The following is a 25,704-nucleotide window of genomic DNA, read 5'->3' on the forward strand; positions in this document are numbered from 1 at the left end:
TTTCCCCTTACTTGACTGCGGTAATCGTTTCACCGGGCATGGGCAAATATTGGCGAGAAACCACCTGATCAATCAACCCATAGGCTTTCGCCTCTTCTGCCGACATGACGAAGTCGCGTTCTGTATCTGCTTCAATCTTTTCGATCGGCTGTCCTGTATGATAAGCCAACAATTCATTAATCGTGCGCTTATGGTACAGAATTTCTCGTGCTTGAATCTCGATGTCAACGGCTTGACCTTGAGCACCACCCAAGGGCTGATCCAGGATAATCCTTGAGCTAGGTAGGGATAGACGCTTTCCTTTCGCTCCTGCTGCCAAAATAAAGGCTGCCATCCCAGCTGCCGCACCATAACAAATTGTTACAACATTAGGACGTACCTGCTGCATCGTGTCGTAAATTGCCATTCCGGCAGTCTGGAAGGTGCGAGAAGCCAACCCTGGGGATTGAATGTAGAGTTGAATGTCGCGTTCCGGATCTTCTGCATCCAAAAACAGCAGCTGAGCCACGATTAAATCTGCGATGGCATCGTCGATGGGGGTTCCTAGAAAGACAATCCGCTCCCGCAACAGCCGAGAGTAGATATCAAAGGCCCGCTCTCCCCGACCAGACTGCTCTACCACCATCGGAACCACTGCATCGCCGATAGCAGCGGGGCTAGTCGAGGCAGGCGAGCCGATTGCGGGGAAATGGGAATTAGTGGATGGAGGAGTTGTCATAAATTAAAGCTTCAGATTTGCCGATGCAGTTGAAGTGGATGCTGAAAGCCAGAGCAAAGATGGCGAACAATCTGCGGCAATCATTTCAAAGGCACCTATCCGTCATTATGCCCTAACTAAACTAGCACGGGTGGGAATGCAACAAAATCTGCGGAATTTATCTGCTTCCCTTGACTTGTAATACCCTCACCCTGCCGTCGTTTGCCGCAGCAAAGCCGATTAATCGATCAAGACGACTGCTTACTTGTCCTGGACTTCTTAGCCGATTCTGTGGATTTGCTAGATTTTTTAGCTGCTGTTTTAGCTTTAGCAGGCTTTTCAGCCGGGGGTTCAGATGGCTCAACGGTTTCAGCTGGTTCAGCAGGTACTTCAACAGCTTCAGCTGGGGTCGTGGGTTCAGAGGTTGGCTCAGCAGGCACAGCTTCCACATCAATAGTTGTCTCAGAGGCCGTAGCTTCACCAGTTTCAGAAGCAGACAGCTCAGCAGGGGTTTCAACAGCAGCAGCGTCGCTTTCTGCCTCAGGTTCTGCCTCAGATTCTGTCGGCTGCAGTGAACCTTCTGGAACTAGCTCAATCGTATTGTTTTCCTCTAACCAGGCAAAAATTTTCTCCCGCAGCAGATCTTCCTCAACCACTTCGCGCAGCCGTTCAAGGTCAATATCGTCGTCCATACCCCGCTCACGGTACTCGGCTAACTGCTCCTCAACCTTGGCCTGTACCGCATCCGGCTCAACAGCCAGCGATTCTTTTTTAGCAATTTCGCCTAGCACCAGCGTCCGCTTCAAGCGATCCAACGCTTCTGGACGGGCTTGCTCCCGCAGCATAGCGATAATTTCTTGGGTGAACGTCTTTTTGATGTCCATCCCCTGCTGACTCAGTTGGATCGCAGTCTGGGTAATCGAGTGGTCCACCTCGCGACGGATCATAGTTTCCGGCAGCTCTACTTCTAGCTCTTCCACCAACCGATTCAGCAAGGCTTCCTGTTTACTCTGGTCGGTTTTTTGCTCGGCCTCTTTCTGGAAGCGGGACTCTAGCGACTCTCGTAGTTCCGCTAGCGACTCAAAATCACTAATTTCCTGAGCAAAATCGTCGTCTAGTTCGGGTAACTCTCGCTCCTTGAGTTCCTTCAGCGTAATCGTAAACACGGCTGGCTTACCGGCCAAGTCAGGCTGAGGATAGTCATCAGGAAAAGCGACGGAGACTTCCTTAGTTTCCTCGGGCTGCATGCCGATAATGCCGTCGATAAACCCAGGGATAAACCGGCCTTCGGTGAGCTCAATTTCAAAATCCTCAGCGCTGCCTCCCGGAATTTCTGCCGATTCGCCCTCAGCCAGTTCACCCGTGAGCCGTCCGCTAAAATCAACTCTGGCAATGTCGCCTTGCTGAGCCGGACGCTCTTCGACAGGCACCAACGTAGCAGAGCGTTTGCGGTAATCTTCCAACACCTGATCCACCCGCGCTGGATCGTATTTGAATTCTTCAGCCTGAACCTGGAGACCCGAATATTGCTTCAACGTCACCTCTGGGGCCACATCAACCGCTGCCGAGAAGGTTAGTACAGCCCCCGGCTGAAACTGTTGCACCAATTCATCAAAGGAAGACCTCAGCTCTGGATTGCCAATTGCAGCAATGTCTCCTTGTTCCAGTTGCTCCAGTGCCTGTTTCAATCCATCCTGAATCAACTCGTTGACTACAGAAGCTTTAATGCGCTCTGGCCCCAGCCGTTGAATCAGCACTTGGCGAGGCACCTTCCCTTTCCGGAACCCAGGAATGTTGGCGAAGCGCTTAAACTCTTGTAGTGCCTTTTCGTACGCCTGCTGGGACATCTCAGGCGTGATTTCGATCTCTAATCCGATCTGGCTAGCCGGTAACTTTTCCTGGGTAACTTTCATTGCATTTCTCGTAACGTGGTTGCTAAGTGCTGAACGATCAGCTTTGCTGCAATAAGCTATAGTAACTGATCCTGACTTATCCTGGGTCGGCTGTGGGCGAAGAATCGCTCAACTGAATCGACCTGAATCAACTGAGGGGCGGTAATAAACAGCAGTTCTGCCAATCCTTAAGGATTCAGAGAGTTGGCCCGTTTTTGCAAATGTTCATGATGTCAGTAAGGGGGTGTCAATGAGGCGGGCACCAAATTCGGCTATGATAATCTCATCGATCCCGCCAAAGGTTCACTAGGCGCTTTGGCGGTTTGGGGACGGTGATTAGAATTACGATTTGTGTAGATTGACGACTTGTGAAATTGACTATAAGGCTTGTGAAATTGACTATAAGGTCGAGAGTTTTTAATTAAAGTAAGGCCAAAGGCTAGCCGAGCTTAGAGTCTAGGGTCCATCCCAACCTACAAATCTCACTCAAATCTCACTTCAGTGGAAAAGCTTCAGTGAAAAATTTAGTGAAAAAGAAAAAGTTGAAGATATTCGTTTGAAGGGTTGTCTCTGTTGGTGCTCTGCTGCCTTTTGCTGAAATCGCCGAATTAACTTTTTTTGAACCTAATTGAATCCAAGCAAAAAACTGAACTGATTAGCTGAACTGAATTAGTTTAATTGGTAGTTTAATAAAATCTTCAAATCTTTTCCTTGTTGCCCATATAAATTAAATTTTTATTCGATTGCGACTAATTTGCTTGGCTTCGGTTTTAAGCTTTGATGTCTCAAATGACCCTATAGACAACTAGTAGTTTTGGGAGGAAATCAATTGCCCCGATCGTATCGAGTCGCTATTCTTGGCGCAACAGGCGCAGTAGGTACAGAGCTGCTCCAGCTTTTAGAGGAACGCCACTTCCCAATAGCAGAGCTAAAGCTGCTGGCTTCTCCTCGCTCAGCAGGGCAGGTTCTTACCTTTAAGGGTGAAAAGTTAGAAGTTAAAGCAGTAGAAGACCGTGCTTTTGATGGTATCGATCTGGTCTTAGCTTCAGCTGGAGGCTCCATCTCCAAAGCTTGGGCCAGCAAGATTGTCGAGGCTGGCGCAGTGATGATCGACAACTCCAGCGCTTTCCGGATGAACCCAGAGGTGCCGCTGATTGTGCCGGAGGTGAACCCAGACGCTGCGGCTAGTCATCAGGGGATTATCGCCAATCCCAACTGCACAACGATTTTGATGACTGTAGCAGTCTATCCATTGCATCAGGTGCAGCGGGTTCAGCGTTTGGTGGCCGCTACCTATCAGTCTGCTAGTGGAGCTGGGGCGCGAGCAATGGAAGAAGTTAAGACCCAGGCAATGGCGATTTTGCAGGGCCAGGAAGCTAAAGCTGAAATTTTCCCCTATCCGCTGGCGTTCAATTTGTTTCCCCACAACTCGGCCTTGAATGAGCAGGGCTACTGTGAGGAAGAAATGAAAATGGTGAACGAAACCCGCAAGATTTTCTCTGCCCCCAATCTGCGAATTACGGCAACCTGTATACGGGTTCCCGTACTACGTGCCCACTCGGAAGCAATTAACCTGGAGTTTGCGGCTCCATTCAGCGTGGCCCAAGCGCGGGAAATTCTGTCTCGAGCGCCAGGTGTGAAGCTAGTGGAAAACTGGCAAGCTAACCATTTCCCGATGCCCATTGAGGCGAGCGGCCAGGACGAAGTGCTAGTGGGCCGAATTCGCCAAGACTTATCTAATCCTAATGCTATAGAACTGTGGCTAAGTGGCGATCAAATTCGCAAAGGTGCGGCCCTGAATGCCGTACAAATCGCTGAGCTATTGGATACTAAGGATTTAATTCGTCCAGCAATGGCAGCCGCAGTGACCCAGTGAGCTGATTGTTGCTCACAATCAGTGAACTTGGCAATCAAGCCTATGGTGGTCAGTTATGTATAGTGGTCAGCTACATGATCGCGGTTTCAAGGAGATGAAGCCTGATCCATCAATGGATCCAAGGCGAATTAAGCCAGATTGGATGGTGACTCTTTCTAGTTTCGCCTTAAGCATTTATACTTAACCTAAAGACTGAATCAGACTCGAAACTTCGTTAGCTTCTAGTCCCCCTAAATCAGGAGCCAGTAAAGCGTGACAACCTTTGGGCGCATTATGACTGCTATGATTACACCATTCCGAGAGGATGGCAGTGTCAACTACGAAGTTGCGGAATCGTTGGCAGTTCATCTTGCTCAGCACGGTACAGACACGTTAGTCGTTTGCGGTACCACTGGTGAGTCTCCTACCCTAAGTTGGGACGAGGAATACCAGCTTTTCCAGGTTGTGCAGCGGGCCGTAGCCGGTCAAGCCAAAGTGGTAGCAGGCACCGGTTCTAACTCAACGACTGAGGCAATTTCTGCCACTCAGAAGGCTGATAAGCTAGGATTAGATGGAACTCTACAGGTGGTTCCTTACTACAACAAACCACCGCAAGAAGGGCTGTATCGCCACTTTCGAGCCATTGCTGAAGCTAGCCCAGACTTGCCGATGATTCTGTACAATGTGCCAGGACGGACGAGTCAGAATTTATTACCAGAGACGGTGAGTCGATTAGCAGAAATTTCAAATATTGTGGCCGTTAAGGAGGCAAGTGGGAATCTTGATCAAGTCAGTCAAATTCGCCGTTCAACACCAGCAGAATTCAGCATCTACTCTGGCGATGATTCGCTGACCTTGCCAATGCTAGCGGTTGGGGCACAAGGAGTAATCAGTGTGGCCAGCCATTTGGTGGGGAAGGCTTTACAGCAAATGATTGCTGCCTTTGAGCAGGGGCAAGTGCAAACTGCAACCCAAATTCACCTCCAGCTTTTTCCATTGTTCAAGGCATTGTTTCAGACAACGAACCCAATTCCAGTGAAAGCAGCGCTAAGATTACAAGGCTGGCCTGTTGGAACCACTCGGCTACCGTTGGCAGATAACTCCCCGAGCCTACAACAAGTTCTAGAAACGACGATGACAGAATTAGGCTTATTGGAAGCCGGATAATTTGCCCACAGCGCCTCAAGCTTTTGACAACTGAATATGGAGGTTGCTGCCCTCAATTTGCCGCTTGCACTCGAAAATTGATGGACATGCATGGGGAGCAACTCGATCTGCTGGCAAAGCAGACCATAATGCCATCTGATTGTATCAACCGCAGTGCCGCAACCCGTTTTTCTAAGCGATTTTCTCAAAACCAGCTTAAACCTGTTAGACACCTTAGATACCGTTAAACCAAGGATAAACATGAGTCAAATCGATTCTGCTAATACTCTCAAAATTATTCCCCTCGGCGGACTCCATGAGATTGGCAAGAACACCTGCGTATTCGAGTACAACGACGAAATTGTGCTGCTGGATGCAGGGTTAGCATTTCCCACGGATGGCATGCACGGCATCAACATTGTGTTGCCCGACATGACCTATTTGCGCGAAAATCGCCACAAAATTCGCGGCATGATCGTCACCCACGGACATGAAGACCACATTGGCGGGATTCCGTTTCATCTCAAGCAGTTCGACATTCCCGTCATCTATGGCCCTCGATTAGCAATGGCGCTGTTGCAGGACAAACTCGAAGAAGCAGGCGTGGCCGACCGCACCAAGCTTCAGACAGTGACACCTCGAGAGATGGTGCGCGTCAGCCCGTCGTTTTTGGTGGAATATATTCGCAACACTCATTCAATTGCTGACAGCTTTTCAGTCGCCATCCACACGCCGGTCGGGGTGATCATTCACACAGGCGATTTCAAGTTTGACCATACGCCAGTAGACGGCGAGCGGTTCGACCTCCAGCGATTAGCTGAGCATGGCGAACAAGGCGTGCTTTGTCTGATCAGCGACTCCACCAACTCGGAAGTTCCCGGTTTCACACCCTCCGAGCGAGCCGTTTTCCCCAATCTGGATCGGGTGTTTGCCCAAGCCAGCGGCAGATTGATTGTCACGACCTTTGCCTCCTCGGTGCATCGGGTCAACATGATTTTGGAACTGGCGAAAAAGCATGGCCGAGTGGTGTCGGTGCTGGGTCGCTCAATGCTGAACGTGATTGCCCATGCTCGTCAGTTGGGCTACATCAAGTGCGAAGATGACCTATTTGTACCGCTGAACCTACTCAACAAAATTCCCGACGAAAACGTGCTGATTCTGACCACAGGGTCGCAAGGGGAGCCAATGGCCGCCCTAACCCGGATTGCGAATCAGGAGCATCGGCAGGTGCGGATTCGCGAGGGCGACACGGTTGTATTCTCCGCCAACCCAATTCCTGGCAACACCATCGCTGTGGTGAACACGATCGATAAGCTGATGATGCTGGGGGCTAAGGTGGTCTACGGACGCGAGAAGGGCATTCACGTATCTGGGCACGGCGCTCAGGAAGATCAGAAGCTGATGCTGGCCCTCACCCGTCCCAAATTTTTCTTGCCAGTGCATGGTGAGCATCGCATGCTAGTGAAGCATGCCGAAACGGCTCAAAGTATGGGCGTTCCAGCCGAAAATATGGTGATCATCAACAACGGCGATGTGGTAGGTCTGACAACCGATAGTATTCGGATCGTGGACAAAGTGCCGTCTGGAATTGAACTGGTTGATTCGTCGCGGGCTGGAGTGGTACATGAGCGCGTTCTGAAGGAACGGCAGCAGTTGGCCGAAGACGGCATTGTGACTGTAGCAGCGGCAATTGGCTGGGGCGGTGAATGGATTGCCAAACCGGAAGTGCATCTGCGTGGTGTGGTCACTGTGGTGGAGAAAGCTAGACTCACTCAGCTCGTGGTGCAAACCATTGAGTCGCTCGTGCGCGATCGCTGGGCCGACTACACCCAACCGATTGGCAATGTGATCGAAGTCGATTGGGAGCGCCTGCAAACTGATATTGAAATGGAACTGCGGCGTTTGCTGCGTCGTGAACTGCAAACGAATCCGACAGTGGTCTTTCTGCTGCAACCGCCCGTCGAGCCACCCGCTGCGGTCACCACTTCTCGACGGCAACGTTCAACTGCTAAAGTCGCGTCGTAACGGTTACGGTTATTCGTCATTCAGTTCAACGAATTCAATTTAGCAAGGTGAGTTATGGCTAAGCCTGACTCACTTTTTTGATCTTGCTTTATACTGCTTCTCCGTAACTTCTTTGAGGCCGGCTGAAATAGGAGCCAGATTTAGGTGATTCTACCTCCGTTCAACCTCTACAAATAGGGCACGCTATGACTTGAGGTCGAGCACTGTATCTAACCATCCCAATTCATGCAGGAGTAAGGTTTAGGGGGGCAAATCCCCGTTCTAAAGGCGGCATTCCACCCATTTTGCAGCCCTAATTGTCCGATTGGTTTTTAGAGAATTGAATAGGGAGAGCAATTCTTCCCAATCTTATGGAGTAGGAAGATCTGGCGCTTCCCATTCTTTATGAATAGATAGTTAGTAGAGAAATTTAATTCTTCCGAATCTTGTCGTTGAACCTCTGTAGAACCTAAATGGGAACTAGAGCATTCGTTAACCACAATGCGATTGCGCCACTCCCTTCCCACCCAATTGGAATCGAGGACATCTTATGACCACTTCCCACCCAAACTCTGAAAAATTAGCCTTAGTTAGCTGGGACTGGATCCAACCATCTGATCTAGCCATCCGGTCGAATCCCGCCTCAGATCATCGCACCAGCCAATCTACCTTTGACCCCTTCCTGCCGATTCGCAATTGGCTAGATGATATTCAAGTTGACAATTCCGAATTCGCGCATCGCATCTGTCGGTTAATTCCGGCTCAATGCCCCTTCGAGCGGACCGTGAAGCTGTTTGGCCGCACAGTGTTGCGCATTCCACCGCTCTGCAAGCTGAATCCGGTTTACGACCAAGTAGTCGCACTGCGCTTCCGGGCACTCTGCTATTTAGCCGATGTGTGTGGAGAAGATATTAGCCAGTACTGCTAATCGTTAAATTTGTAATCGTTAAATCAACCGAAGCGTCTAAACTGCCATTGCAACCAAGGCCAGAATACCAGCGATCACCATTAGCCCTGCGGGCATAAACTTCCGCGTTTTGGCAAAGCGAACGGCAAAGACAGCGATCAGGGCAATTGTCACCCCAATGGCTAAAGGCAATCCCCAACTCAAGTTTTGTTGATGGGCAAGACCGCTAATCATCAACAAAACACCGCTAATCACACCCGAAATTAAAGAGGTTTGGCTGTTGGCTTTGGTGTAACCCAAAATGCCGCCCACAAAAGCCAAAATGCCGTATGCAATTGCTGCTACCGTTACTAAATCCATGTTATCTCCTAAAGTAGATCAACATAATAATTTAAGGATCCGTAGTGCAAGCGAGACGCTTGCGCGGGCAAGATGCCCGCACTATATCTACCATTTAATTTGGTTGGCCTACTTAGAAATTAACTAGCAACCAAATTCAGAGACTAACTAGAGATCAACCCATTTACGCAGCAAGTTAGCATGGCTTTTGGAAATTAGATCAAATTCGGGGGTTTTGCCATATTTGTCAAAAATTGCCTGCCGTGCCGTATCGAGATCAAACAAAATTTCCCGCTCGTGAGCATCGCGCACTAAACTTTGAATCCAAGTGACGGCAACCAATCGGGTGCCGCGAGTCACCGGCTCAACCCGGTGCAGCGTAGAGGAAGGGTAGACGGCCATTGCACCCGCATCAAGCTTGATTTCTTCTTCACCTTGGGGAGTTTCCAGCACCAATTCACCGCCGTCGTAAGTATCGCTCGGGCTGAGAAATAAGGTAAGGGAGACATCCGAGCGCATAAGCGGATCTCCCATCAGCGCATTGTCTACATGGCTACCGTAAGACATACCTACCTGATAGCGGCTAAACAGCGGTGGTCGAATCAGCTTAGGCCGAACTGCCATTTGAAACAACGCATTGCGCTGCAAAGCCGACATCACCAAGTTTTTGACTTCTGACCCCACTGGAGCACTCGCATCCATCTGCGTGTTGTGCTTGACGAGACGGGCATGCCAGCCAGCAGTGATTTTGCCATCAACAAATTCTGCTGTTGCCAGTTTAGAGACAATGAGATTCAGTTCATCCGGCGTTAACACATTGGCGATACAGAGGAGCATTAGAAAAATCAACCTAAAATCAGCCCTAAAAATCAGCCTTACAAATCAACAGTTTAGGCATTCAAGATTCATTGAACCAGAAGAGCGCCACAAGAACAGCAACAGCGCTGCAATTGGCGGCATACCATCACAACGCTGTTTAGTTGAGCAACTATTAGCTAATTGCACTATTAGCTAATTGCACTCTAATGAATAGGCAGCTTGAGGATGCCAAGGACTACAGATCTTGAGTCGCTGCCCATTATCTTCACTGTCCACTGCCGCCATTGGTACCAGAAGAAGGAGTGGACGGCGTCGGAGACGTTGGAGACGTTGGAGATGTTGTGCTGGCACCGCCTTCACCACCTGCTTCAGGAAGAACTGGCGGAGTGCTGCCTTCGCCCCCCTCACCGCCTTCACCACCTTCGCTACCAGCATCGGGCAGTGGGGTAGTTGGAGTGGTTGGGGTAGTTGGTGAAATCGTGCTGCCACTGCCTTCACTGCCTGTACCACTACCGGGGAGCGGAGTAGCTGGAGTAGCTGGAGTGGTTGGGATAGTTGGAATAGTTGGGGTAGTTGGAGTGGTTGGAATAGTTGGAGTAGTTGGTGAAATCGTGCTGCCACTGCCCTCACCGCCTTCACCACCAGCTTCCGGGAGGACTGGCGGAGTGCTACCTTCCCCCCCCTCACCGCCTTCGCCCCCTGAGCTGGAAGGAGCAGCAGGCGTTGGAGTTGGTTCTGGGAGGACTGGCGGAGTACTGCCTTCACCTCCTTCGCCTCCTTCACCGCCTCCTTCACCGCCCTGAGCCAAGCGGGATTCGGCACTCGGAGCCTCTAGGTTTGAGCCGATTGAATCATTGCTGGCCGCCGCGAATGCTCCATAGCCTGCGGTGGTTAAAACATAAGCTCCGATGCCAATCCAAAGTTTCATTTTGGTCTTCATCACACACCCTCCATCAACACAAAATGAGAAGTCTACGTGCAAATTTATGTGCCCTGATAAACACATTGGGTCCGTGACGCATACCGCTTGGCCTGGTTCCCCGTTTTTTTGACTAGTTCTGATTGCCAATACTTATGAGAAGGCTTCGAACTTACTGCCAAAGATGGCAAGAACCGCAACGCTTGAAACTGTAAGCTAGCAGCAGCAGTAAACTTGAGCGATAGAGCAGTTCCATATCATGAGCTACCATCATGAGCCACAGTCACGAGCTACACAGTCACGAGCTACACAGTCACGAGCTACACAGTCACGAGCTACACAGTCACGAGCCTCACGTTGTCAGCCAGTTTATTAGTCAGTTCAATGGTTCGATTCGATTTTTGCAGCGCCAAGCCGTATCGTTATTGCTTTACCGGTCAGTGATGCAAGGAACCATTGCCCAAGCGTTTCTCTCTCTGCTGCAAACCTTGCGGCAACCGGAGGCTGACGATTTGGCAGTGCTGCCAGCCTATGGCCACTGGTTTGAGAGCTTAGCCATCGCCGGAGTAAGCTGGCAGGATTATCTGCTGCTGCAACTGTTGCGGGCCAATAATTGCTTTACGCGCAAAGTGCAGCACAGAGCGATTGATGCCCTTCCTGAAGCAATGATTGCAGCGGTGCAGCATGACCTACGAGCATTGCAGCAAATTTACACCTGGGATAGCAGGCAGATCAGTGAATGGGTTCAGGTCAAATCAGGGTTAGAAACGCCGCTAGTCGCCTGGAAGACTGACTTCTTGCATCCAGAGATCCAGTCCCTTTCGCAACACCCCCTTTGGTCCAAACTAGAGACCTCTGCCGATTGGGCCGCCCTACTGCCAGAGCTAGCCGAATTTTATCGCCAGTTTGGCACCGGATTGTTTGCGACCTACCGAGCGTTTCGCTGGCAGGGTAAATTAGTCGGAATTGTCCACCCCGATCCAATTCAGCTTGACGAACTCGTAGGCTACGATGCACCCAAGCAGCGATTGATCCAAAACACCGAGGCTTTGTTAGCCGGTTACCCTGCTTTGCATGTATTGCTGTACGGCAGTCGGGGCAGCGGCAAGTCTTCCTTGGTCAAGGCTTTGCTGTCGGCCTATAGCGGCCAAGGGCTGCGGCTGATCGAGGTGAGTAAAGCCGACCTGCGCGATTTGCCGACCATCGTCGATGCAGTGCGAGACGTGCCGCAGAAGTTTATTATTTTTGTCGATGATTTGTCCTTTGAAGAGGATGACGACGCCTACAAAGCCTTAAAAGTTGTTTTGGAAGGCAGTGTTACAGCCCGTCCGCAGAATCTAGTTGTCTATGCTACGTCTAACCGTCGCCATTTAATTCGAGAATTTTTTGCCGACCGGCCCCGCCCCAGCGATGCTGATGAAGTGCACGCTTGGGACACAATGCAGGAAAAGCTGTCCTTCAGCGATCGGTTTGGTTTAACCTTGACATTTGAGCCTGCCAACCAAGACACCTATCTCACCATCGTGCGACATCTAGCTGAGTGGTTTGGGATTGATCTAGACCCGCAGACGCTGGAATTCCGTGCCCTGCAATGGGCAACCCGACACAATGGCCGCTCAGGACGCACAGCTCGCCAGTTTATTGACTTTCTGCGGGCAGAACAGGCGTAGGTTTAGAACTTTCCCTTCAAATCACCATCGCTGAAGTATCGGGGTAAATTGCAGCCAGATCCGGCTGGTGCCATGCCTGTCCATCTAGCGCCATTTGTTCGATTAGGCTCGCTAATCGCAGGGCTTTTAGAGCCTGTTCTCCTCCGACTGAGGGCTGGTTTCCGCCGCGCACACAGGAGACAAAATGCTCAAGTTCGGCATGGAGCGGTTCGATGTTGCTGGTGTAGACCTTTTCAATCAAACTATCCTGGCGATAGAGCACCTGACCATAGTCCGTGAGGTAATTGGCGGTGGTTTGACGGTGAATCAGGATTTCGTTATTGAGAAAATCGGCTTCGGTGAGGGAGTTTTTACAATGGGCCGCAATTCGGCGAATTTTACGGTGCGTTACTTTGCTAGCCGTGAGAGTGGCCACAATGCCATTTGCAAACCCCAGCACAGCAGTCACGTAGTCTAGGTAACCGGAACCAGAGGCGCGGCTGCCACTAGCGGTTAGCTTCACGACCGGCGAGCTGGCTAGTTCCAAGAGCAGGTCAATGTCATGGATCATCAGATCCAGCACAACCGAGACATCGTTGGCGCGATCCGAGTAGGGACTCATCCGGTGAGCCTCCAGCGCTAGCATCTCCTCGGTTTTGAGTACCTTGTGCAGCTCTTGAAAGGCTGGATTAAACCGTTCGATGTGACCGACCTGGAGAATCCGATGGGATTCAGCCGCAGCATTGACCAAGGTTTCTGCCTCAGTGATGCTTGCTGCAATTGGCTTCTCGATCAGCACATGTTTACCCGACTGCAAACAGGCCATGCCAACGGCATAGTGCAACCGCGTAGGCACCGCAATACAGACCGCATCCACATAGGGCAGCAGATCCTGATAATGCTCAAAAAACTTGACTCGATATTTGCTAGCCGTGTCTAACCCACGCTCCACATTCACATCGGCAATCCCAACCAACTCTACATCCTTGAGGAGGCTGAGGACGCGCGTGTGATGCTGCCCCATGTTGCCCACGCCAATGACGCCAATCCGGATTGGCTCTAGATGATGGCGCTGTCCCGACCCATTTGGTTGTCCATTCGACGAGTTGATTTGCACTCCTGCTGTCTCCTACACCACCACAATAAAAAGCACACCACTCACAACCAACTAGATACTACCATTTAGTAATTTGTATAAAGAATTCTAAATTTTTGTTTGACCTCGGCTAGCTAAACGCTCTTATTTTCACGGTTGGGTCGATCTGGCTCCAAAACCAGTGTGTCAGTTCTTATCCCGTCCATTTAGCTGTAACTTAGCTGTAACCGCGAGATTAGGAGATTTGCTGCCGATGAATTGGCCGTTATGCTGAAAAACAGCTGTAAATTCAAACCCAGCAACCTTGTAACAGCTGATTACCCAGCTTTAGGTTTAGCAATCAAGCAACCAGAAGTTGAGCGACAATAGGGTAAGTAGGACTGATGAATTTCCATGCCCCTAACGATTCTTGTGGCTGACGATGATTTAGGCACACGCCTCTCCGTCAGTGACTACCTCACGATATTGGGCTATGCGGTGATTACGGCTGAAAATGGGCAAAAAGCTCTGGAAATGGTCGGCCAGTATCAACCGCATCTGATTGTGACGGACATTATGATGCCGTTACTGGATGGGTATGAGTTTATTCGGCAGGTACGCTGTCAGCCTGCATTTCGCTTGCTGCCAGTGATCTTCTTGACGGCTCGCACCAACACCGAAGAACGGATTCGGGGCTATCAATTGGGCTGCGATGCCTATTTGCCCAAACCATTTGAATTGGCAGAACTGGGTGCAGTTGTACGGAATTTGCTGGAGCGCTCGCAAATGATTGAATCCGAGTGGCGGCTGCGGCTGCGTTCGGTTGAGTCGGTTGGCCCTGAAACTCATGAAACTGAACCATTGACAACGTTTGAGAAAAAGATAGCGGCTATGGCGACGGTGACGCTAGAACTGACAACTCGTGAGCAGGAAGTGTTGGCAGTCTTAGTCGAATGCCTATCAAACGTGCAGATTGCCGATCGGCTCCACCTCAGCCCTCGCACGGTCGAAAAATATGTCAGCAGCCTTCTGCGCAAAACTCAGACCAATAACCGAGCCGAGCTAGTGCGCTTTGCGATTGAGCATCATCTAGTGAATTCATAGGTAAAGCTCGATATCGAAAGTTAGATCCAGCGATTTTTCTGCCGGATTCCCTTGCTAAATTCAGCCGAATTCTAAAGAATGTTAGTACACAAGCCAATTCGGTCGGTTTGTGGTTCAAAATCGAATTGAATTTGGACGATGGGACTGAACTTAGCCCACTCGCTTAACTAAAACTGAACACCCAATCTTAAAAATTTCTCGAAATCATGGATGTAAAACTGATTTTGTTGGCCCTAACTCCCGTTTTCATCATTGCTTGTTTGTTCTTTGGCACCCGTAACGGCTTCTACGATACGGATAACTATCATGGCAACGGCTCTGCCCACTAGAACTTGCTTTTAGAGTTTTTAGTTTCTAGAGTTTTTAGTTCTGAGTTCTCAGGTGCATTGGCCCGTTCTTGGGGCACTCGTTGGAGATGGCAATCATTTCACCCAACTCTTGAAACTTAACCCTCGAAACTCACCTCTGTTTGAGTTCTGTTAGAAATCCATTGTTGTGGTTGAACTTGAATGTTTGCCCTATGGTGTGGGCCATGCAGATGAGGGGATTTGTCTGCTTCTGCGCATGGGACCCCATCGGATTCTGCTAGATTGTGGCTTAGAAAATATTGCACCTCTCTTGGCTGAGCGGGATGCACCCTTGCCGGCTGATTTAGTCTTGTGTACCCATGCCCACCCAGATCACGCAAAGGGGCTGCTGTCGCTTCATTATGCCTTTCCTCAATTGCCAATTTATGCTAGCGAGGTTACGACCGAACTGTTGCCGCTCAACTGGCCCAAGGAAGTTAAAGTCCCTCAGTTTTGCCAAGCATTGCCCTGGCGTTCGCCGGTGGAATTTCGAGAGGGGCTTAGCGCTGAACTGATTCCGGCTGGTCACCTACCGGGGGCTGCGGCTCTGCTCCTGACCTACACCACCAAAAAACGCGCCTATACAGTGTTCTACACAGGTGATTTTCTGCTGTCCAACTCTCGATTGGTGGATGGACTGCCCCTGGAAGACCTGCGGGGTTTGAAACCCGATGTGCTGATTGTAGAAGGCAGCTATGGTACGGCTCGCTTCTCTCATCGCCGCCAGCAGGAAAATCTGTTAGCCGAGCGAATCTACCGCGCCATTGCTGAGGGGCAATCGGTGCTGCTACCCACGCCGACCCTGGGACTGGGTCAGGAACTGTTAATGCTGCTGCGCAGCCATCACCATTTCACCGGACGAGATTTGGATATCTGGGTAGATGGGACAGTTGCCTCGGGGTGTGACATCTACCTTTCGATGCTGTCCCATTTCCCTAGCGCGGTGCAGAATTTTGCTCGCCACCAGCCGTTATTTTGGGATGAACGAATTCGCCCCCGAGTCCGGCGGTTTATTAGTCTTGCACCGGCCGAAATTTCTAACCACTTGGGTCGTTCTGCCTCGATTGTGATTACGAACCAAGATGCGGACCTCAGCCAATACTGTTGTTCTGATGCTGCGTCGTGGCTTTTATTGCTACCGCAGCAGCCCGGACGATTAGGCTCTGTTGAACGAGCAGTGATGCAGATGCTAGAGTCTACGCCAGCGCTGCAAACCCAAATTCAGGCAGGACGCCTTACGGTTGAAAATTACCTGCTCAGCGATCACTGCGATGGCGCTGGCACAACCCAACTGATTCATAACCTGCGTCCGCAACATGTGGTGTTTATCCACGGCTCTTTGGCTTATTTGAATGACCTCACCAGCCTGGAGGAACTGCAAAATCGCTACCATTTGCATACCCCATCGCTGGGAGCACAGGTTGCCTTGCCAATTGGGGAGACCTTCCTTCAGCCCGCTGCTCCCGAAGCTCGCTATGAAGGCGAGATTATTGAAATGGATACGGCAGTACTGATTAGCTTGCCAGATGCGATTGTGACCGATCCACGCTGGCAGGAGATTGCAGATACGGGTCTAGTAGAAGCCCGCTGGCAAGGCGAAGAACTGGTGTTACGCGGCATTAGCCAACGCGAACTGCTGAGCCAAAGTGCCGAAACACCCCTGCCCACCAATGTAGAATGCTGCCAAAATTGTATTCACTGTCGGGGTCAACGCTGCTGGAATCAAGCCTCGCCGATGTTTGGGTTTAGAGTCAGCCTAGATGGCTACTGTCCAGTATTTGAGGGCATTCCCAACAGCGAAAACTAGGCGAACCTCCGCTTCTAAAGATGCAATGCCAAAGTTGGCAAAAAATTGGCAAAATTCATAAAGCTATTCACCTGATGCAGAGTACTATTCTGTAATTGATTTTCTAGATTAGATTTTTTGAATCTTCTGGATTGAACTAGGCTAATCAAATCCAATACTGTTGATCGTTTCCGTCTAACTAAGCGAACGCAAGTCAAGCAAATAATCCGATAATCGCGCAGGCCCAAACCTCAAAATTTTTCTAACTCCCCTGCTGTTCCTCCTCCTATCGATCTATGGCGAATCTGACTGCAACTCCCAAATCTCGATTTTTTCAGCCCTTAGACCGGACAGCAATTGTGCTGATCCTAATTTTGAGTTTGTTGATTGGTGGCTTGCTGCTGAAGGGAGATCGAACTGCGGCCAAAGTGCGTTCATTTAGTTGGCAGGACCGACAGGTTGGGGCAGAAGATACCGCCTTTATTCTGGCCTTCAACCGTCCGATGGATCACGAGAGCGTTGAGCAAAATCTTCAGATCAATCCACCGCTGCCAGGAAAAATTAGCTGGGCTGGACGCCGCATGGCCTATACGCTAACCGCACCGGCTCCCTACGGTAAATCCTTTGAGCTAACGCTAGATACAGCTAGAGATCGGTTTAGCCAGGCTGACGACCCCAGGACGCAAATGCAGGCCTTTAGCGGCCAATTTCGCACTCGCGACCGGGCTTTTGTCTATCTAGGCGTGAGTGGGGAAGAAGCTGGGCGGCTAATTCTAGCAAACCTGACTCGGCAGGAACAGCGAATTTTAACGCCCAAAAACCTGGTAGTGATGGATTTCCAGCCTTACCCAAACGGCGACCGCATTCTATTTTCTGCGACTGACCGCAGTAGTCAGACTAAGGGATTGCTCGATCAACAGCTCTATACAGTTACGACTGGGATTGAGGTGCAGGCACCGGCGGCCAATGGGTTTGGACTAGCACCAGACTCTACTCAGCCGATTGAGAACCGTCCTGCTGGCGAAATGACGCTCGTCTTGGACAGCAAAGAATACCAAAACCTGAAGTTTGATCTCTCACCCGATGGGCAAACCATTGCGATTCAGCGAGTTAAGCGCAACGATCCGGGAGATTATGGCCTATGGCTGCTCAAAACAGGAGCCAAGCCGGAAAAAGTGAATGCCGATCCGGGCGGTAATTTCTTGATTACACCCGATAGCCAGACTCTCGCCATGTCTCAGGGGCAGGGAATGGCCATCTTGCCGTTAGCGAAAGAAGCTCCAACGCTGGACTTTCTACCCAAATACGGCGTGGTACTAAATTTTGCCAAGGATGGCTCCGCCGCCGCTATGGTGAAGTTCAATGTCGATCCTACGAATCCCACCCGCTCGCTGTTTTTGGTGACTAACCAGGGTGTCGAGAAGGAAATCCTTAATACCGATGGCTCGATCCTGGAAGCCGCATTTGATCCCACCAAAACCAATCTCTACTGCCTTTACACCAAACGCTTGCCCGGTGATGTGTACGAAGAGGAACCCTACATTGCTGCAATTAATCTCAAAACCTATCAGGTGACTGATTTGCTGCAATTGCCAATTCAACGTGATATTCAGCTCAGCCTTGCTCCCGATGGCGTCGGGATTCTCTTCGACCAAGTCGTGACCGACGGCAGTAAAAATCCCAGCGGTGCTATTCGCAGCAGAGAGGGCAAAGCTATTACAAACGGTCAGCTCTGGCTTTTACCGCTGCTGCAAGATGACCAAGGTAAAGTAATTCCTGCCGATCCCCAACCGCTACAGTTAGCCGGACTCCGACCCCGCTGGCTACCGTAAAGGAGTGTAAGAAGTTAAGAAGTGTAAGAAGTGAGCACGAGCTGCTGTTCCTGAGACCGGGGCTAGGATGACTTGGGCTAAGAAACAGACTAATTGGGCTGAGCTATTGGAAAAGCAGCGGTAAGCCCATCGGCTCCCGCTCCCAATACCGGACTAGATTCGGTGGAGTTTCCGCTGCCGAACAGTCCTGCTACCAACGAAGCAACCTCAGGGATAGGATTTGTTATGATTTCCAGCTTAGATCCCCCAGTCTCAGGTGTTTGAGTTGCAGAAGCTGAGCCACCACCAGATCCGGATTGCAGCCCGCCTGTAAGCAAATCGTCGCCCTTGCCAGTAGCAGGACTAGTCCCAGTGCCTTTGTTTGAGCCGGTTAGGGTATCACTGCTCTGAGCAGTCGAAGCCTCATCAAGGCCGGTAATAGTCAGCGTCACCGTTGCTGTCGAAGAGCGCCCGCTCGCCCTCAGCGTGTATTGAAAACTAGTGGAGGCCGTTTGTCCAGCCGTTAGGGCCTGAAAGGCAGAACCGGGGTTGTAGGTAAAGCTGCCGTTGCCGTTGTTGGTCAATTTGCCCTGTAGACCATTGGTATTAACGCTGATCGTAGGTGAACCACTGAGCAAAAACGTGTCGTTCTTGCGGACGTTAAAGGTGATGGGAGCGTCTTCGGTGGTTGTAAATGTATCGGCTTTTGCTACTAAAACTGGAACTGGGGTAAAACTCAATGAGCCGATCCGGGCGCTTTCAAGCTGCGTCAGACGGAAGCGAGAGATCAACTGCCCGTCAAAGGCGACGGAGATATTGCTGATTGGATCAAAGGCAGAGACGCTCAAGGGCACAATACCGAGACTCTTGCCATTGACATCAAAGGCTTCTAGCTCAGCTTCTGCATATAGATCATCTCCATCTGAAGTGGAGGCAGAGTCCAGCATGTAGGAGATTTTAGAAGCTGCGCCTTGATTAAAGGACACAAAAATCGACTCTCCTTCATCAATGGTGGCATCGTCTACCCCCAAGCCCAAGAAGTCACTATCCTGATTAATCACAAGTTTGCGGTCTGGATCCGTCCTGATGGTCACGCCATTTCTTTGGAAGGATGGGGCCGAGGAAGGGGGTAATTGAGTGAAGTCAATGGTAGGCATAGAATAGACTTTGAGCGGTAGATTATTGAACGAGCTATCCAAGAATTCGGGCAAAAATTAAGCCATCAGCCAAATTACGCAGCCAAATGATAAATTTTTTGGGCCGCAACCCGTAAAATCCGGTCAGTAAAATCCGGTCAGTAAAATCCGGTCAGTGCAATCCACTATCAGCAATTCATTCCTTGTGATCCGGCAGAAATCAGGAACTCAAATCGCGGGGCTGGATCGCAAGCCAGGAAAGGAACACTAGCTAATGTGTCAGATGGCACAGCAAAACACAAGAGATTTCGGTAAAGACTGGACAAAGTTTTGCAAAATCTTTTCTACGGGGCCTTCTCTACAGGACCTTTTCTACGGGGCCTTCTACAGGAGCTTTGACCAGCGATTCAGGTTAATTGCGCCAGAAAGTGACAGTGCCATCTCTGATGGTTTTAGCAAAAACTACTATCAGCTAGAAACCAGCGAGAAGCGTGGTGCGACACCGATATCCAAGCCGGCTGAGCGCTAAATTCCACATAACTAAACCAACAGAGTTGATGTTCAACTTGACATCCAAAGAATGTCATTTTGATTGTCTTTATCCTATTCACTGGCAGTCAGCCTGATTCTGTTGTCCAAAGATCAGGGCTTTCAGCCTAGAATGAAGGCGAAAATAGCAAAGAAACAACGCGATCTTGCCTCTATCTCAGAGTTCGGTATTATGGTCAGCATGAGTGCTTGTGTACTCTCGTCCACGCTCAAGCTGATCTAGCCTCTGCCAGATGGGGTTTTATTCAAGCTGTTGTTTTGTTGAATTGATGCCACAAAATGATTGGGTTGGCCGTAGCTCGAATCGACCCAAACGCCAACTCTCATAGAATCTCTGGGATATGAATCTAGCCATGAAAAAATTGCATCGCTTATTGGTTTTGCCCCTGCTGGCTCTGTTGACTGCTGGAATTTTGATTGCCTGCGCTAGCAGTGGAGGGACGGGTAGTGCCAATGCTCCGATTAAAGTTGGCTCCAAAGACTTTACAGAGGCGTTCATTATCGGTGAGATGTATGCCTTGGCGTTAGAAAAAGCCGGATTCCAGGTAGAGCGCAAACTCAACTTGGGTGGAACTCCTGTAGCACAAGCGGCGTTGCAAAGTGGCGAAATTGACCTATACCCGGAGTATACTGGCACCGGGCTGCTGACGATTTTGAAAGAACCTGCTATCAGCGACCGGCAGCAGGTATTCGATAAGGTTTCGGCTGGTTACAAAGAAAAATACAGCCTGGTCTGGCTTGAACCGGCTCCGATGAACAATACCCAGGCTCTAGCCATGACCCAAGAAAAGGCCAACCAGTTCGATATTAAAACAATTTCCGATATGGCCGCCAAAGCGGGGGATTTAGTCATGGTAGGGCCACCAGAATTTGAAGTTCGAGAAGACGGGCTGCCCGGCATTAAAGCCAAGTACGGCAATTTTGAGCTGAAGGAGTACAAGGCCGTCGATCCAGGATTGCGCTATAAGGCGCTAACTGATGGCGAAGCTGATGTAACCGTTGCCTTTGGCACCGATGGTGAGATTGCCGCCTTCAAGCTTGTGGTCCTGGAAGATGATAAGCAGCTCTTCCCGCCTTATCAAGTTGCTCCGGTTGTGCGGCAGCAAACCCTAGAGGCCAATCCCAAGATTGCCGATGCCTTAAATGCAATTGCCCCCAAATTAACCGATGCTACGATGCAAAAACTCAACTATGAGGTGAGCGGCAACAAGCGAGAGCCAGCTGAGGTTGCCAAGGAATTTCTGACTCAAGAGGGGCTGATATAGACCCAAAGAAATTGCAGAGGGACAGATCATAGAGGGATAGGTCGTAGAGAGAGAACTTGTGAGCACAATTCGGTTTGACCAAGTTTCGCTTCAGTTTCCCGGTGCTGCTCGTCCGGCAGTTGATCGCTGTAGCTGTGAAATTGCCTCGGGCAAGCTAGTCGTTATTTTGGGTCCTTCTGGCTGTGGCAAAACCACGCTGCTGAAGATGGTGAACCGCCTCTACGAACCCACTGCCGGTCAGATCTCCATCGATGGTCAAGACATTCGCCAGCTGCAGGTGACCCGGTTGCGGCAGCAGATTGGCTATGTGATTCAGCAATCCGGTCTGTTCCCCCACATGACCGTAGCCCAAAACATTGCTGTGGTGCCTAAACTGTTGGGCTGGCCTCGTGCCAAAATTCAAGCGCGGATCGATGAATTGTTAACACTCGTGGAATTGTCGCCGCAGGAATACCGCAACCGCTACCCGGCCCAGCTCTCTGGGGGGCAACAGCAGCGGATTGGTTTAGCTAGAGCTTTGGCTGGTGATCCGCAAATCATGCTGATGGACGAGCCGTTTGGGGCGATTGATGCCATTACTCGCACCACTTTGCAAGACGAAATTCTGCGGCTGCAGCGGCAGCTCCAGAAAACAATTCTGTTTGTTTCCCACGATGTAGAAGAAGCCCTGCGGCTAGCAGATTATCTGCTGATCATGCAAAAGGGGCAAATTATCCAGTACGACACACCTTTTCACGTCCTCACCAAACCCGCTAGCGAATTTGTCTATAACCTGGTAGGCGCAGATGATATGGTGCGGCAACTCGGCCTGCTGCGGGTCGAAACGGCTATGATGGCTCTGCCTCCCGACTACAGCCAAAACGGCACCCCCACCGTTGATCGCAGTGAAAGCCTGCGCCATGCCCTATCATTGATTCTCAAGACCGGAGCCTCGAGGCTGACGGTCTTGGATAACGGTGCCCCCATCGGCGAACTCACGCTAGAGCATATTCGCGATTCGGCTAGCTTGGCGAGTGCGTAAATCAGCTTTGAACTTCACTCCCCCCATGTCAAAATGATTCAATTGACTTCGTTCACACTTTGGCGAGCATAGAACTATCATGACGATTCATCCCTCTCTTCATCGGGCTTTGGCGCAACGCAATGCGTTGAAGGTGATTAGCGGATTGACCAATTTTGATGCAGTGCGAGTTGCAGCAGTGGTGCGGGCTGCCGACCGGGGTGGTGCCACTTTTGTCGATATTGCTGCCGATCCAGACTTGGTACGCCTGAGCAAGCAGTTGACCCAGCTGCCGGTTTGTGTGTCTGCCGTAGAGCCACAGCAATTTGTGGCAGCAGCGGCGGCGGGTGCGGATTTAATTGAAATCGGGAACTTTGATGCCTTTTATGCCCAGGGCAAGCGGTTTGAAGCAGCAGAAGTTTTGGAACTCACCCGCCAGACGCGAGCACTGTTGCCCAACATCATGCTTTCGGTCACCGTGCCCCATATTCTCGAACTTGACCAGCAGGTCCAACTGGCAGAAGAGTTGGTACAGGCTGGAGCTGACCTGATCCAGACCGAAGGCGGTACCAGCAGCCAACCCACCCACGCTGGCACACTAGGACTGATTGAAAAAGCCGCACCCACCCTAGCCGCTGCCCACGCGATTTCGCGAGCTGTATCTGTGCCGGTTCTGTGTGCTTCTGGCCTATCAGATGTGACGGCTCCCATGGCAATTGCCGCCGGGGCCGCCGGGATTGGCGTTGGTTCTGCGATTAACCGACTCAACGATGAGCTGGCCATGGTGGCAGTGGTGCGCAGCTTGGTTGAAGCATTGGCTATCAGTGTGAAAACTGCACTGTAAGGTTAGCGCTGCTACTACATATCCCCCTAACCTCCTAGGGTTGGGCTACCGTGAACACACAACTCTAACCTGTGACCAATTGAGAGGTTACTGCCCCCTAAGTCCCCCACAGGTAGGGGACTTTGAACCCACTTGTTCTCCCGTTCCACCAGCACCGCCTGTGGTTTGTAGGACGACTCGCCTGTTTGATGGACAGAGATTCGAAAGTCCCTCATATATGGGGGACTTAGGGAGCGGCAAGGACGAGAACACCGACAGAATCAACTTGTGTGTATACTGTGGACACCTTAGCAACGTCGGGGGCACTAACCTGCTCGCGGTTCTGACTTGACGATTGAGGATTAGACCTCTTCTATAAGGGCAGATGCATGGACCGGATTGTCACCTACAGCCCTGCCTATACGATCGTTCCTACCTACGAGTGCTTCAATCGCTGCACCTACTGCAACTTTCGCGTGGAACCAGGCCAGGACACCTGGATGACGCTAGAACAGGCAGAAAGCATTTTGCGGCAAGTCCGGCAGCAGGGCGTGATCGAAATTTTGATGCTGAGCGGTGAGGTGCATCCGCAGCATCCGCGTCGGGCCGCTTGGTTTCAGCGAATTTATCACCTGTGCGCTCTGGCATTAGAGCTGGGCTGTTTGCCCCATACCAACGCTGGCATTCTCACCCGTGCCGAAATGGCGCAACTACGGCTAGTGAATGTATCGATGGGGCTGATGCTAGAGCAAATGACGCCGGCACTGCTGCAGACAGTACACCGCCACGCGCCTAGCAAAGTGCCTGCTCTGAGGCAGCAACAGCTAGAGTGGGCCGGTGAGTTGGGGATTCCCTTTACTACTGGGTTACTGCTTGGCATTGGCGAAACGGCAGTAGACCGGATTGAAACCCTCCAGACAATTGCTGCAATTCACCAACGCTGGGGCCACATTCAGGAAGTGATTTTGCAGCCCCACAGCCCCGGCAGTCAGCAATGCTGGCAGGGTGAGCTATTTGACGGCGAGCAACTCATTGAAACAGTGAGACTAGCTCGGCAAATTTTGCCTGCTACAATCACACTGCAAATTCCCCCTAACCTAATGACGGCTGAGCAGATTTTGGCTTGTTTGGCCGCAGGCGCAAGGGATTTGGGCGGCATTGGTCCCAGAGATGAGGTGAATCCCGACTATCCCCACCCCACCGACGCGGTGCTGAATCAAATCCTGCTCCAGCACGACTGGCACCTTCGACCACGGTTGCCCGTCTATCCCCAATACGACACCTGGCTGACACCAGAATTACAAGCGGCTGTAACCCAGTGGCGACACCAGTTGCTCAGTATCCCGTCGCCGCCAGATCGGGCAGGGGTTGATAGTTAACGCGCTTGACTGTCGTTGTGAATTCGCCGCCTGGATAGAGCGACAGCAGGCGAAAACCGGGCCGCTGATCGTCGATGGCGAAATTTGTTTGTTGGGGCTTGAATTGCACGCAGGTTGAAGGGCAACCCAAATACTGTACACCCGCCCGCGTAGCGGTAAACTCCTGATGGACATGGCCAAAGAGCACTAACTTAACCTGCTCATAGCGATCAAGCACGGCGAACAGCGCTTCTGGATGGCGGAGGCCAATTTGATCCATCCAGTTAGATCCAACCGGGCAGGGCGGGTGATGCAAGGCAATTAGCGTGGGCTGGACAGGGCATTGCTGCAGTTGCTGCTCTAACCAGTCGAGAGAAGCGGCTGACAGCTCACCGTAGACCTTGCCTGCGGCCATCGAGTTGAGCAGAATAAAGTTCCAACCGCCGCTCTGAAACACCTTGTCGGTGGCAATAAACGGTGCGATCAAGATTTGCGCCATCAGCGGTGGGTAGTCATGGTTTCCTGGTAGCCAGTAGGCCGGAATCTGAAGTGGCTCTAATAAATCACGTAGGCGTTCATAGGATTTGGCAGATTCGTCTTGAGACAGGTCGCCAGTCAGCAGCAGCAGATCGGGCTTGGGCTGGATTTGGCGAACTGAATCCAATACGGTTTTGAGCGAATCTGCTGTTGATAGGCCCAACAGTTCTCGATTGGGGTCGGCAAACAGATGAGTATCGGAAAGTTGAACGACCTGAAGGGGAGATAAAAGAGGCATATTCACCGGTGAATACTAAACATGAAGATTTTTTGAAGATGCGCTGATTCACGGCACTGGCAACTGCCACCTCAGTCCAGAATCTAGGAACCAAAATTCAGGGATTCGGCTCAAGTTGCTGCATTCATACTTCATTCAGTCTGGGCTTAACTCCGTTGGATGTACGACGGTCGGCGGTCTAGCGAGATCCGTTGCCCAAAGGGCAGGGAAGAACTGAGGGCTGGTTGGATGTAGAATCACCCCTGGTTGGGAGCAGTCGCTCTTCAATTCCCGTTACATGCGACCGCTTTTACACCATACTTGTTTCCTGATCCAGCAACAGGAATCCAACTCAAGCTTTAATGTGATCAAAATCACATTATTGATGTGCGTTTCGCCAGGTTAGTTGTGTGAATTATTGCGTGGTCTTGAATTATGTAATCGTAATCTAAGATTACATAACGTTAAG

The 25,704-nt window shown here is 50.8% G+C and carries 21 protein-coding genes; 13 read left to right on the forward strand and 8 right to left on the reverse strand.

The window, feature by feature from the left end; translation table 11 throughout:
* Window positions 1–7 precede the first annotated feature (7 nt).
* Entirely contained in the window at window positions 8–634 is a 627-nt protein-coding gene (clpP, locus tag HJG54_RS23395; protein WP_316435662.1) for an ATP-dependent Clp endopeptidase proteolytic subunit ClpP, read from the reverse strand.
* Window positions 635–945: 311 nt separating this feature from the next.
* Complete coding sequence (gene tig, locus HJG54_RS23400; RefSeq protein WP_316431656.1) at window positions 946–2,610, reverse strand: trigger factor; 1,665 nt, start codon at window positions 2,608–2,610, stop codon at window positions 946–948.
* A gap of 808 nt (window positions 2,611–3,418) precedes the next feature.
* Here tig and HJG54_RS23405 point away from each other — a divergent pair.
* The 4 genes from HJG54_RS23405 to HJG54_RS23420 all read left to right on the forward strand — a co-directional run bounded on the left by HJG54_RS23405 (window position 3,419) and on the right by HJG54_RS23420 (window position 8,522).
* Window positions 3,419–4,465, forward strand: coding sequence for an aspartate-semialdehyde dehydrogenase (locus HJG54_RS23405; protein ID WP_316431657.1), 1,047 nt, complete (start codon window positions 3,419–3,421; stop codon window positions 4,463–4,465).
* A 273-nt stretch (window positions 4,466–4,738) separates the two neighbouring features.
* Window positions 4,739–5,611 (forward strand): 4-hydroxy-tetrahydrodipicolinate synthase, encoded by an 873-nt coding sequence (gene dapA, locus HJG54_RS23410; protein WP_316431658.1) that lies wholly within the window; start codon window positions 4,739–4,741, stop codon window positions 5,609–5,611.
* 240 nt (window positions 5,612–5,851) lie between these two features.
* Window positions 5,852–7,615: a ribonuclease J gene (locus HJG54_RS23415; RefSeq protein WP_316431659.1), complete on the forward strand. Its 1,764-nt coding sequence runs from the start codon at window positions 5,852–5,854 to the stop codon at window positions 7,613–7,615.
* A 529-nt stretch (window positions 7,616–8,144) separates the two neighbouring features.
* Window positions 8,145–8,522, forward strand: a complete 378-nt coding sequence (locus HJG54_RS23420; RefSeq protein ID WP_316431660.1) for a Mo-dependent nitrogenase C-terminal domain-containing protein — start codon at window positions 8,145–8,147, stop codon at window positions 8,520–8,522.
* Between the two features lie 36 nt (window positions 8,523–8,558).
* Here HJG54_RS23420 and HJG54_RS23425 read toward each other — a convergent pair whose 3' ends face one another.
* The 3 genes from HJG54_RS23425 to HJG54_RS23435 all read right to left on the reverse strand — a co-directional run bounded on the left by HJG54_RS23425 (window position 8,559) and on the right by HJG54_RS23435 (window position 10,599).
* On the reverse strand, window positions 8,559–8,861 hold the full coding sequence (locus HJG54_RS23425; RefSeq protein ID WP_316431661.1) for a TMEM14 family protein: 303 nt from the start codon (window positions 8,859–8,861) through the stop codon (window positions 8,559–8,561).
* A gap of 147 nt (window positions 8,862–9,008) precedes the next feature.
* Window positions 9,009–9,677 (reverse strand): Fe2+-dependent dioxygenase, encoded by a 669-nt coding sequence (locus tag HJG54_RS23430; RefSeq protein WP_316431662.1) that lies wholly within the window; start codon window positions 9,675–9,677, stop codon window positions 9,009–9,011.
* Between the two features lie 247 nt (window positions 9,678–9,924).
* Window positions 9,925–10,599, reverse strand: a complete 675-nt coding sequence (locus HJG54_RS23435) for a hypothetical protein (protein ID WP_316431663.1) — start codon at window positions 10,597–10,599, stop codon at window positions 9,925–9,927.
* Window positions 10,600–10,850: 251 nt separating this feature from the next.
* On the opposite strand from HJG54_RS23435, the gene HJG54_RS23440 reads away from it, so the two are divergent.
* A complete protein-coding gene (locus HJG54_RS23440; RefSeq protein WP_316431664.1) occupies window positions 10,851–12,248 on the forward strand; it encodes an ATP-binding protein in 1,398 nt (465 codons plus the stop codon).
* A gap of 16 nt (window positions 12,249–12,264) precedes the next feature.
* Here HJG54_RS23440 and HJG54_RS23445 read toward each other — a convergent pair whose 3' ends face one another.
* The gene (locus HJG54_RS23445) at window positions 12,265–13,344 is read right to left on the reverse strand and encodes a Gfo/Idh/MocA family oxidoreductase (protein ID WP_420717282.1); all 1,080 of its coding nucleotides are present in this window, start codon (window positions 13,342–13,344) and stop codon (window positions 12,265–12,267) included.
* Between the two features lie 372 nt (window positions 13,345–13,716).
* Here HJG54_RS23445 and HJG54_RS23450 point away from each other — a divergent pair, with 372 nt between their 5' ends.
* From HJG54_RS23450 to HJG54_RS23465, 4 genes are all read left to right on the forward strand, one after another.
* Window positions 13,717–14,406 (forward strand): response regulator transcription factor, encoded by a 690-nt coding sequence (locus HJG54_RS23450; protein WP_316431665.1) that lies wholly within the window; start codon window positions 13,717–13,719, stop codon window positions 14,404–14,406.
* 206 nt (window positions 14,407–14,612) lie between these two features.
* On the forward strand, window positions 14,613–14,735 hold the full coding sequence (locus HJG54_RS23455) for a hypothetical protein (protein WP_036000008.1): 123 nt from the start codon (window positions 14,613–14,615) through the stop codon (window positions 14,733–14,735).
* Window positions 14,736–14,901: 166 nt separating this feature from the next.
* Window positions 14,902–16,560 (forward strand): MBL fold metallo-hydrolase, encoded by a 1,659-nt coding sequence (locus HJG54_RS23460; RefSeq protein ID WP_316431666.1) that lies wholly within the window; start codon window positions 14,902–14,904, stop codon window positions 16,558–16,560.
* 275 nt (window positions 16,561–16,835) lie between these two features.
* Window positions 16,836–18,371, forward strand: coding sequence for a hypothetical protein (locus HJG54_RS23465; protein WP_316431667.1), 1,536 nt, complete (start codon window positions 16,836–16,838; stop codon window positions 18,369–18,371).
* 89 nt (window positions 18,372–18,460) lie between these two features.
* Here HJG54_RS23465 and HJG54_RS23470 read toward each other — a convergent pair whose 3' ends face one another.
* Entirely contained in the window at window positions 18,461–19,444 is a 984-nt protein-coding gene (locus HJG54_RS23470; RefSeq protein WP_316431668.1) for an Ig-like domain-containing protein, read from the reverse strand.
* Window positions 19,445–20,388: 944 nt separating this feature from the next.
* Here HJG54_RS23470 and HJG54_RS23475 point away from each other — a divergent pair.
* The 4 genes from HJG54_RS23475 to cofG all read left to right on the forward strand — a co-directional run bounded on the left by HJG54_RS23475 (window position 20,389) and on the right by cofG (window position 24,502).
* Window positions 20,389–21,300 carry a glycine betaine ABC transporter substrate-binding protein gene (locus HJG54_RS23475; protein WP_316431669.1) on the forward strand — a complete coding sequence of 304 codons (912 nt, stop codon included), beginning with the start codon at window positions 20,389–20,391 and terminating at the stop codon, window positions 21,298–21,300.
* 58 nt (window positions 21,301–21,358) lie between these two features.
* Window positions 21,359–22,321, forward strand: a complete 963-nt coding sequence (locus tag HJG54_RS23480; RefSeq protein ID WP_316431670.1) for an ABC transporter ATP-binding protein — start codon at window positions 21,359–21,361, stop codon at window positions 22,319–22,321.
* Window positions 22,322–22,400: 79 nt separating this feature from the next.
* The gene (locus HJG54_RS23485; protein ID WP_316431671.1) at window positions 22,401–23,144 is read left to right on the forward strand and encodes a DUF561 domain-containing protein; all 744 of its coding nucleotides are present in this window, start codon (window positions 22,401–22,403) and stop codon (window positions 23,142–23,144) included.
* A 368-nt stretch (window positions 23,145–23,512) separates the two neighbouring features.
* A complete protein-coding gene (gene cofG, locus HJG54_RS23490; RefSeq protein WP_316431672.1) occupies window positions 23,513–24,502 on the forward strand; it encodes a 7,8-didemethyl-8-hydroxy-5-deazariboflavin synthase subunit CofG in 990 nt (329 codons plus the stop codon).
* Here cofG and cpdA read toward each other — a convergent pair.
* On the reverse strand, window positions 24,459–25,256 hold the full coding sequence (gene cpdA / locus HJG54_RS23495; RefSeq protein ID WP_316435665.1) for a 3',5'-cyclic-AMP phosphodiesterase: 798 nt from the start codon (window positions 25,254–25,256) through the stop codon (window positions 24,459–24,461). The genes cofG and cpdA overlap by 44 nt on opposite strands.
* Between the last annotated feature and the right edge of the window lie 448 nt (window positions 25,257–25,704).

Source organism: Leptolyngbya sp. NK1-12 (genome assembly GCF_032598965.1).
Taxonomy (GTDB): domain Bacteria; phylum Cyanobacteriota; class Cyanobacteriia; order Elainellales; family Elainellaceae; genus Elainella.

What these genes read in the sequence shown, in the direction of transcription:
- tig (WP_316431656.1), bottom strand. Translation starts at nt 2,610, where the DNA reads ATGAAAGTTACCCAGGAAAAGTTACCGGCTAGCCAGATCGGATTAGAG.
- dapA (WP_316431658.1), top strand. Translation starts at nt 4,739, where the DNA reads ATGACTGCTATGATTACACCATTCCGAGAGGATGGCAGTGTCAACTAC.
- HJG54_RS23415 (WP_316431659.1), top strand. Translation starts at nt 5,852, where the DNA reads ATGAGTCAAATCGATTCTGCTAATACTCTCAAAATTATTCCCCTCGGC.
- HJG54_RS23420 (WP_316431660.1), top strand. Translation starts at nt 8,145, where the DNA reads ATGACCACTTCCCACCCAAACTCTGAAAAATTAGCCTTAGTTAGCTGG.
- HJG54_RS23425 (WP_316431661.1), bottom strand. Translation starts at nt 8,861, where the DNA reads ATGGATTTAGTAACGGTAGCAGCAATTGCATACGGCATTTTGGCTTTT.
- HJG54_RS23430 (WP_316431662.1), bottom strand. Translation starts at nt 9,677, where the DNA reads ATGCTCCTCTGTATCGCCAATGTGTTAACGCCGGATGAACTGAATCTC.
- HJG54_RS23435 (WP_316431663.1), bottom strand. Translation starts at nt 10,599, where the DNA reads ATGAAGACCAAAATGAAACTTTGGATTGGCATCGGAGCTTATGTTTTA.
- HJG54_RS23440 (WP_316431664.1), top strand. Translation starts at nt 10,851, where the DNA reads ATGAGCCACAGTCACGAGCTACACAGTCACGAGCTACACAGTCACGAG.
- HJG54_RS23450 (WP_316431665.1), top strand. Translation starts at nt 13,717, where the DNA reads ATGCCCCTAACGATTCTTGTGGCTGACGATGATTTAGGCACACGCCTC.
- HJG54_RS23455 (WP_036000008.1), top strand. Translation starts at nt 14,613, where the DNA reads ATGGATGTAAAACTGATTTTGTTGGCCCTAACTCCCGTTTTCATCATT.
- HJG54_RS23465 (WP_316431667.1), top strand. Translation starts at nt 16,836, where the DNA reads ATGGCGAATCTGACTGCAACTCCCAAATCTCGATTTTTTCAGCCCTTA.
- HJG54_RS23475 (WP_316431669.1), top strand. Translation starts at nt 20,389, where the DNA reads ATGAAAAAATTGCATCGCTTATTGGTTTTGCCCCTGCTGGCTCTGTTG.
- HJG54_RS23485 (WP_316431671.1), top strand. Translation starts at nt 22,401, where the DNA reads ATGACGATTCATCCCTCTCTTCATCGGGCTTTGGCGCAACGCAATGCG.
- cofG (WP_316431672.1), top strand. Translation starts at nt 23,513, where the DNA reads ATGGACCGGATTGTCACCTACAGCCCTGCCTATACGATCGTTCCTACC.
- cpdA (WP_316435665.1), bottom strand. Translation starts at nt 25,256, where the DNA reads ATGCCTCTTTTATCTCCCCTTCAGGTCGTTCAACTTTCCGATACTCAT.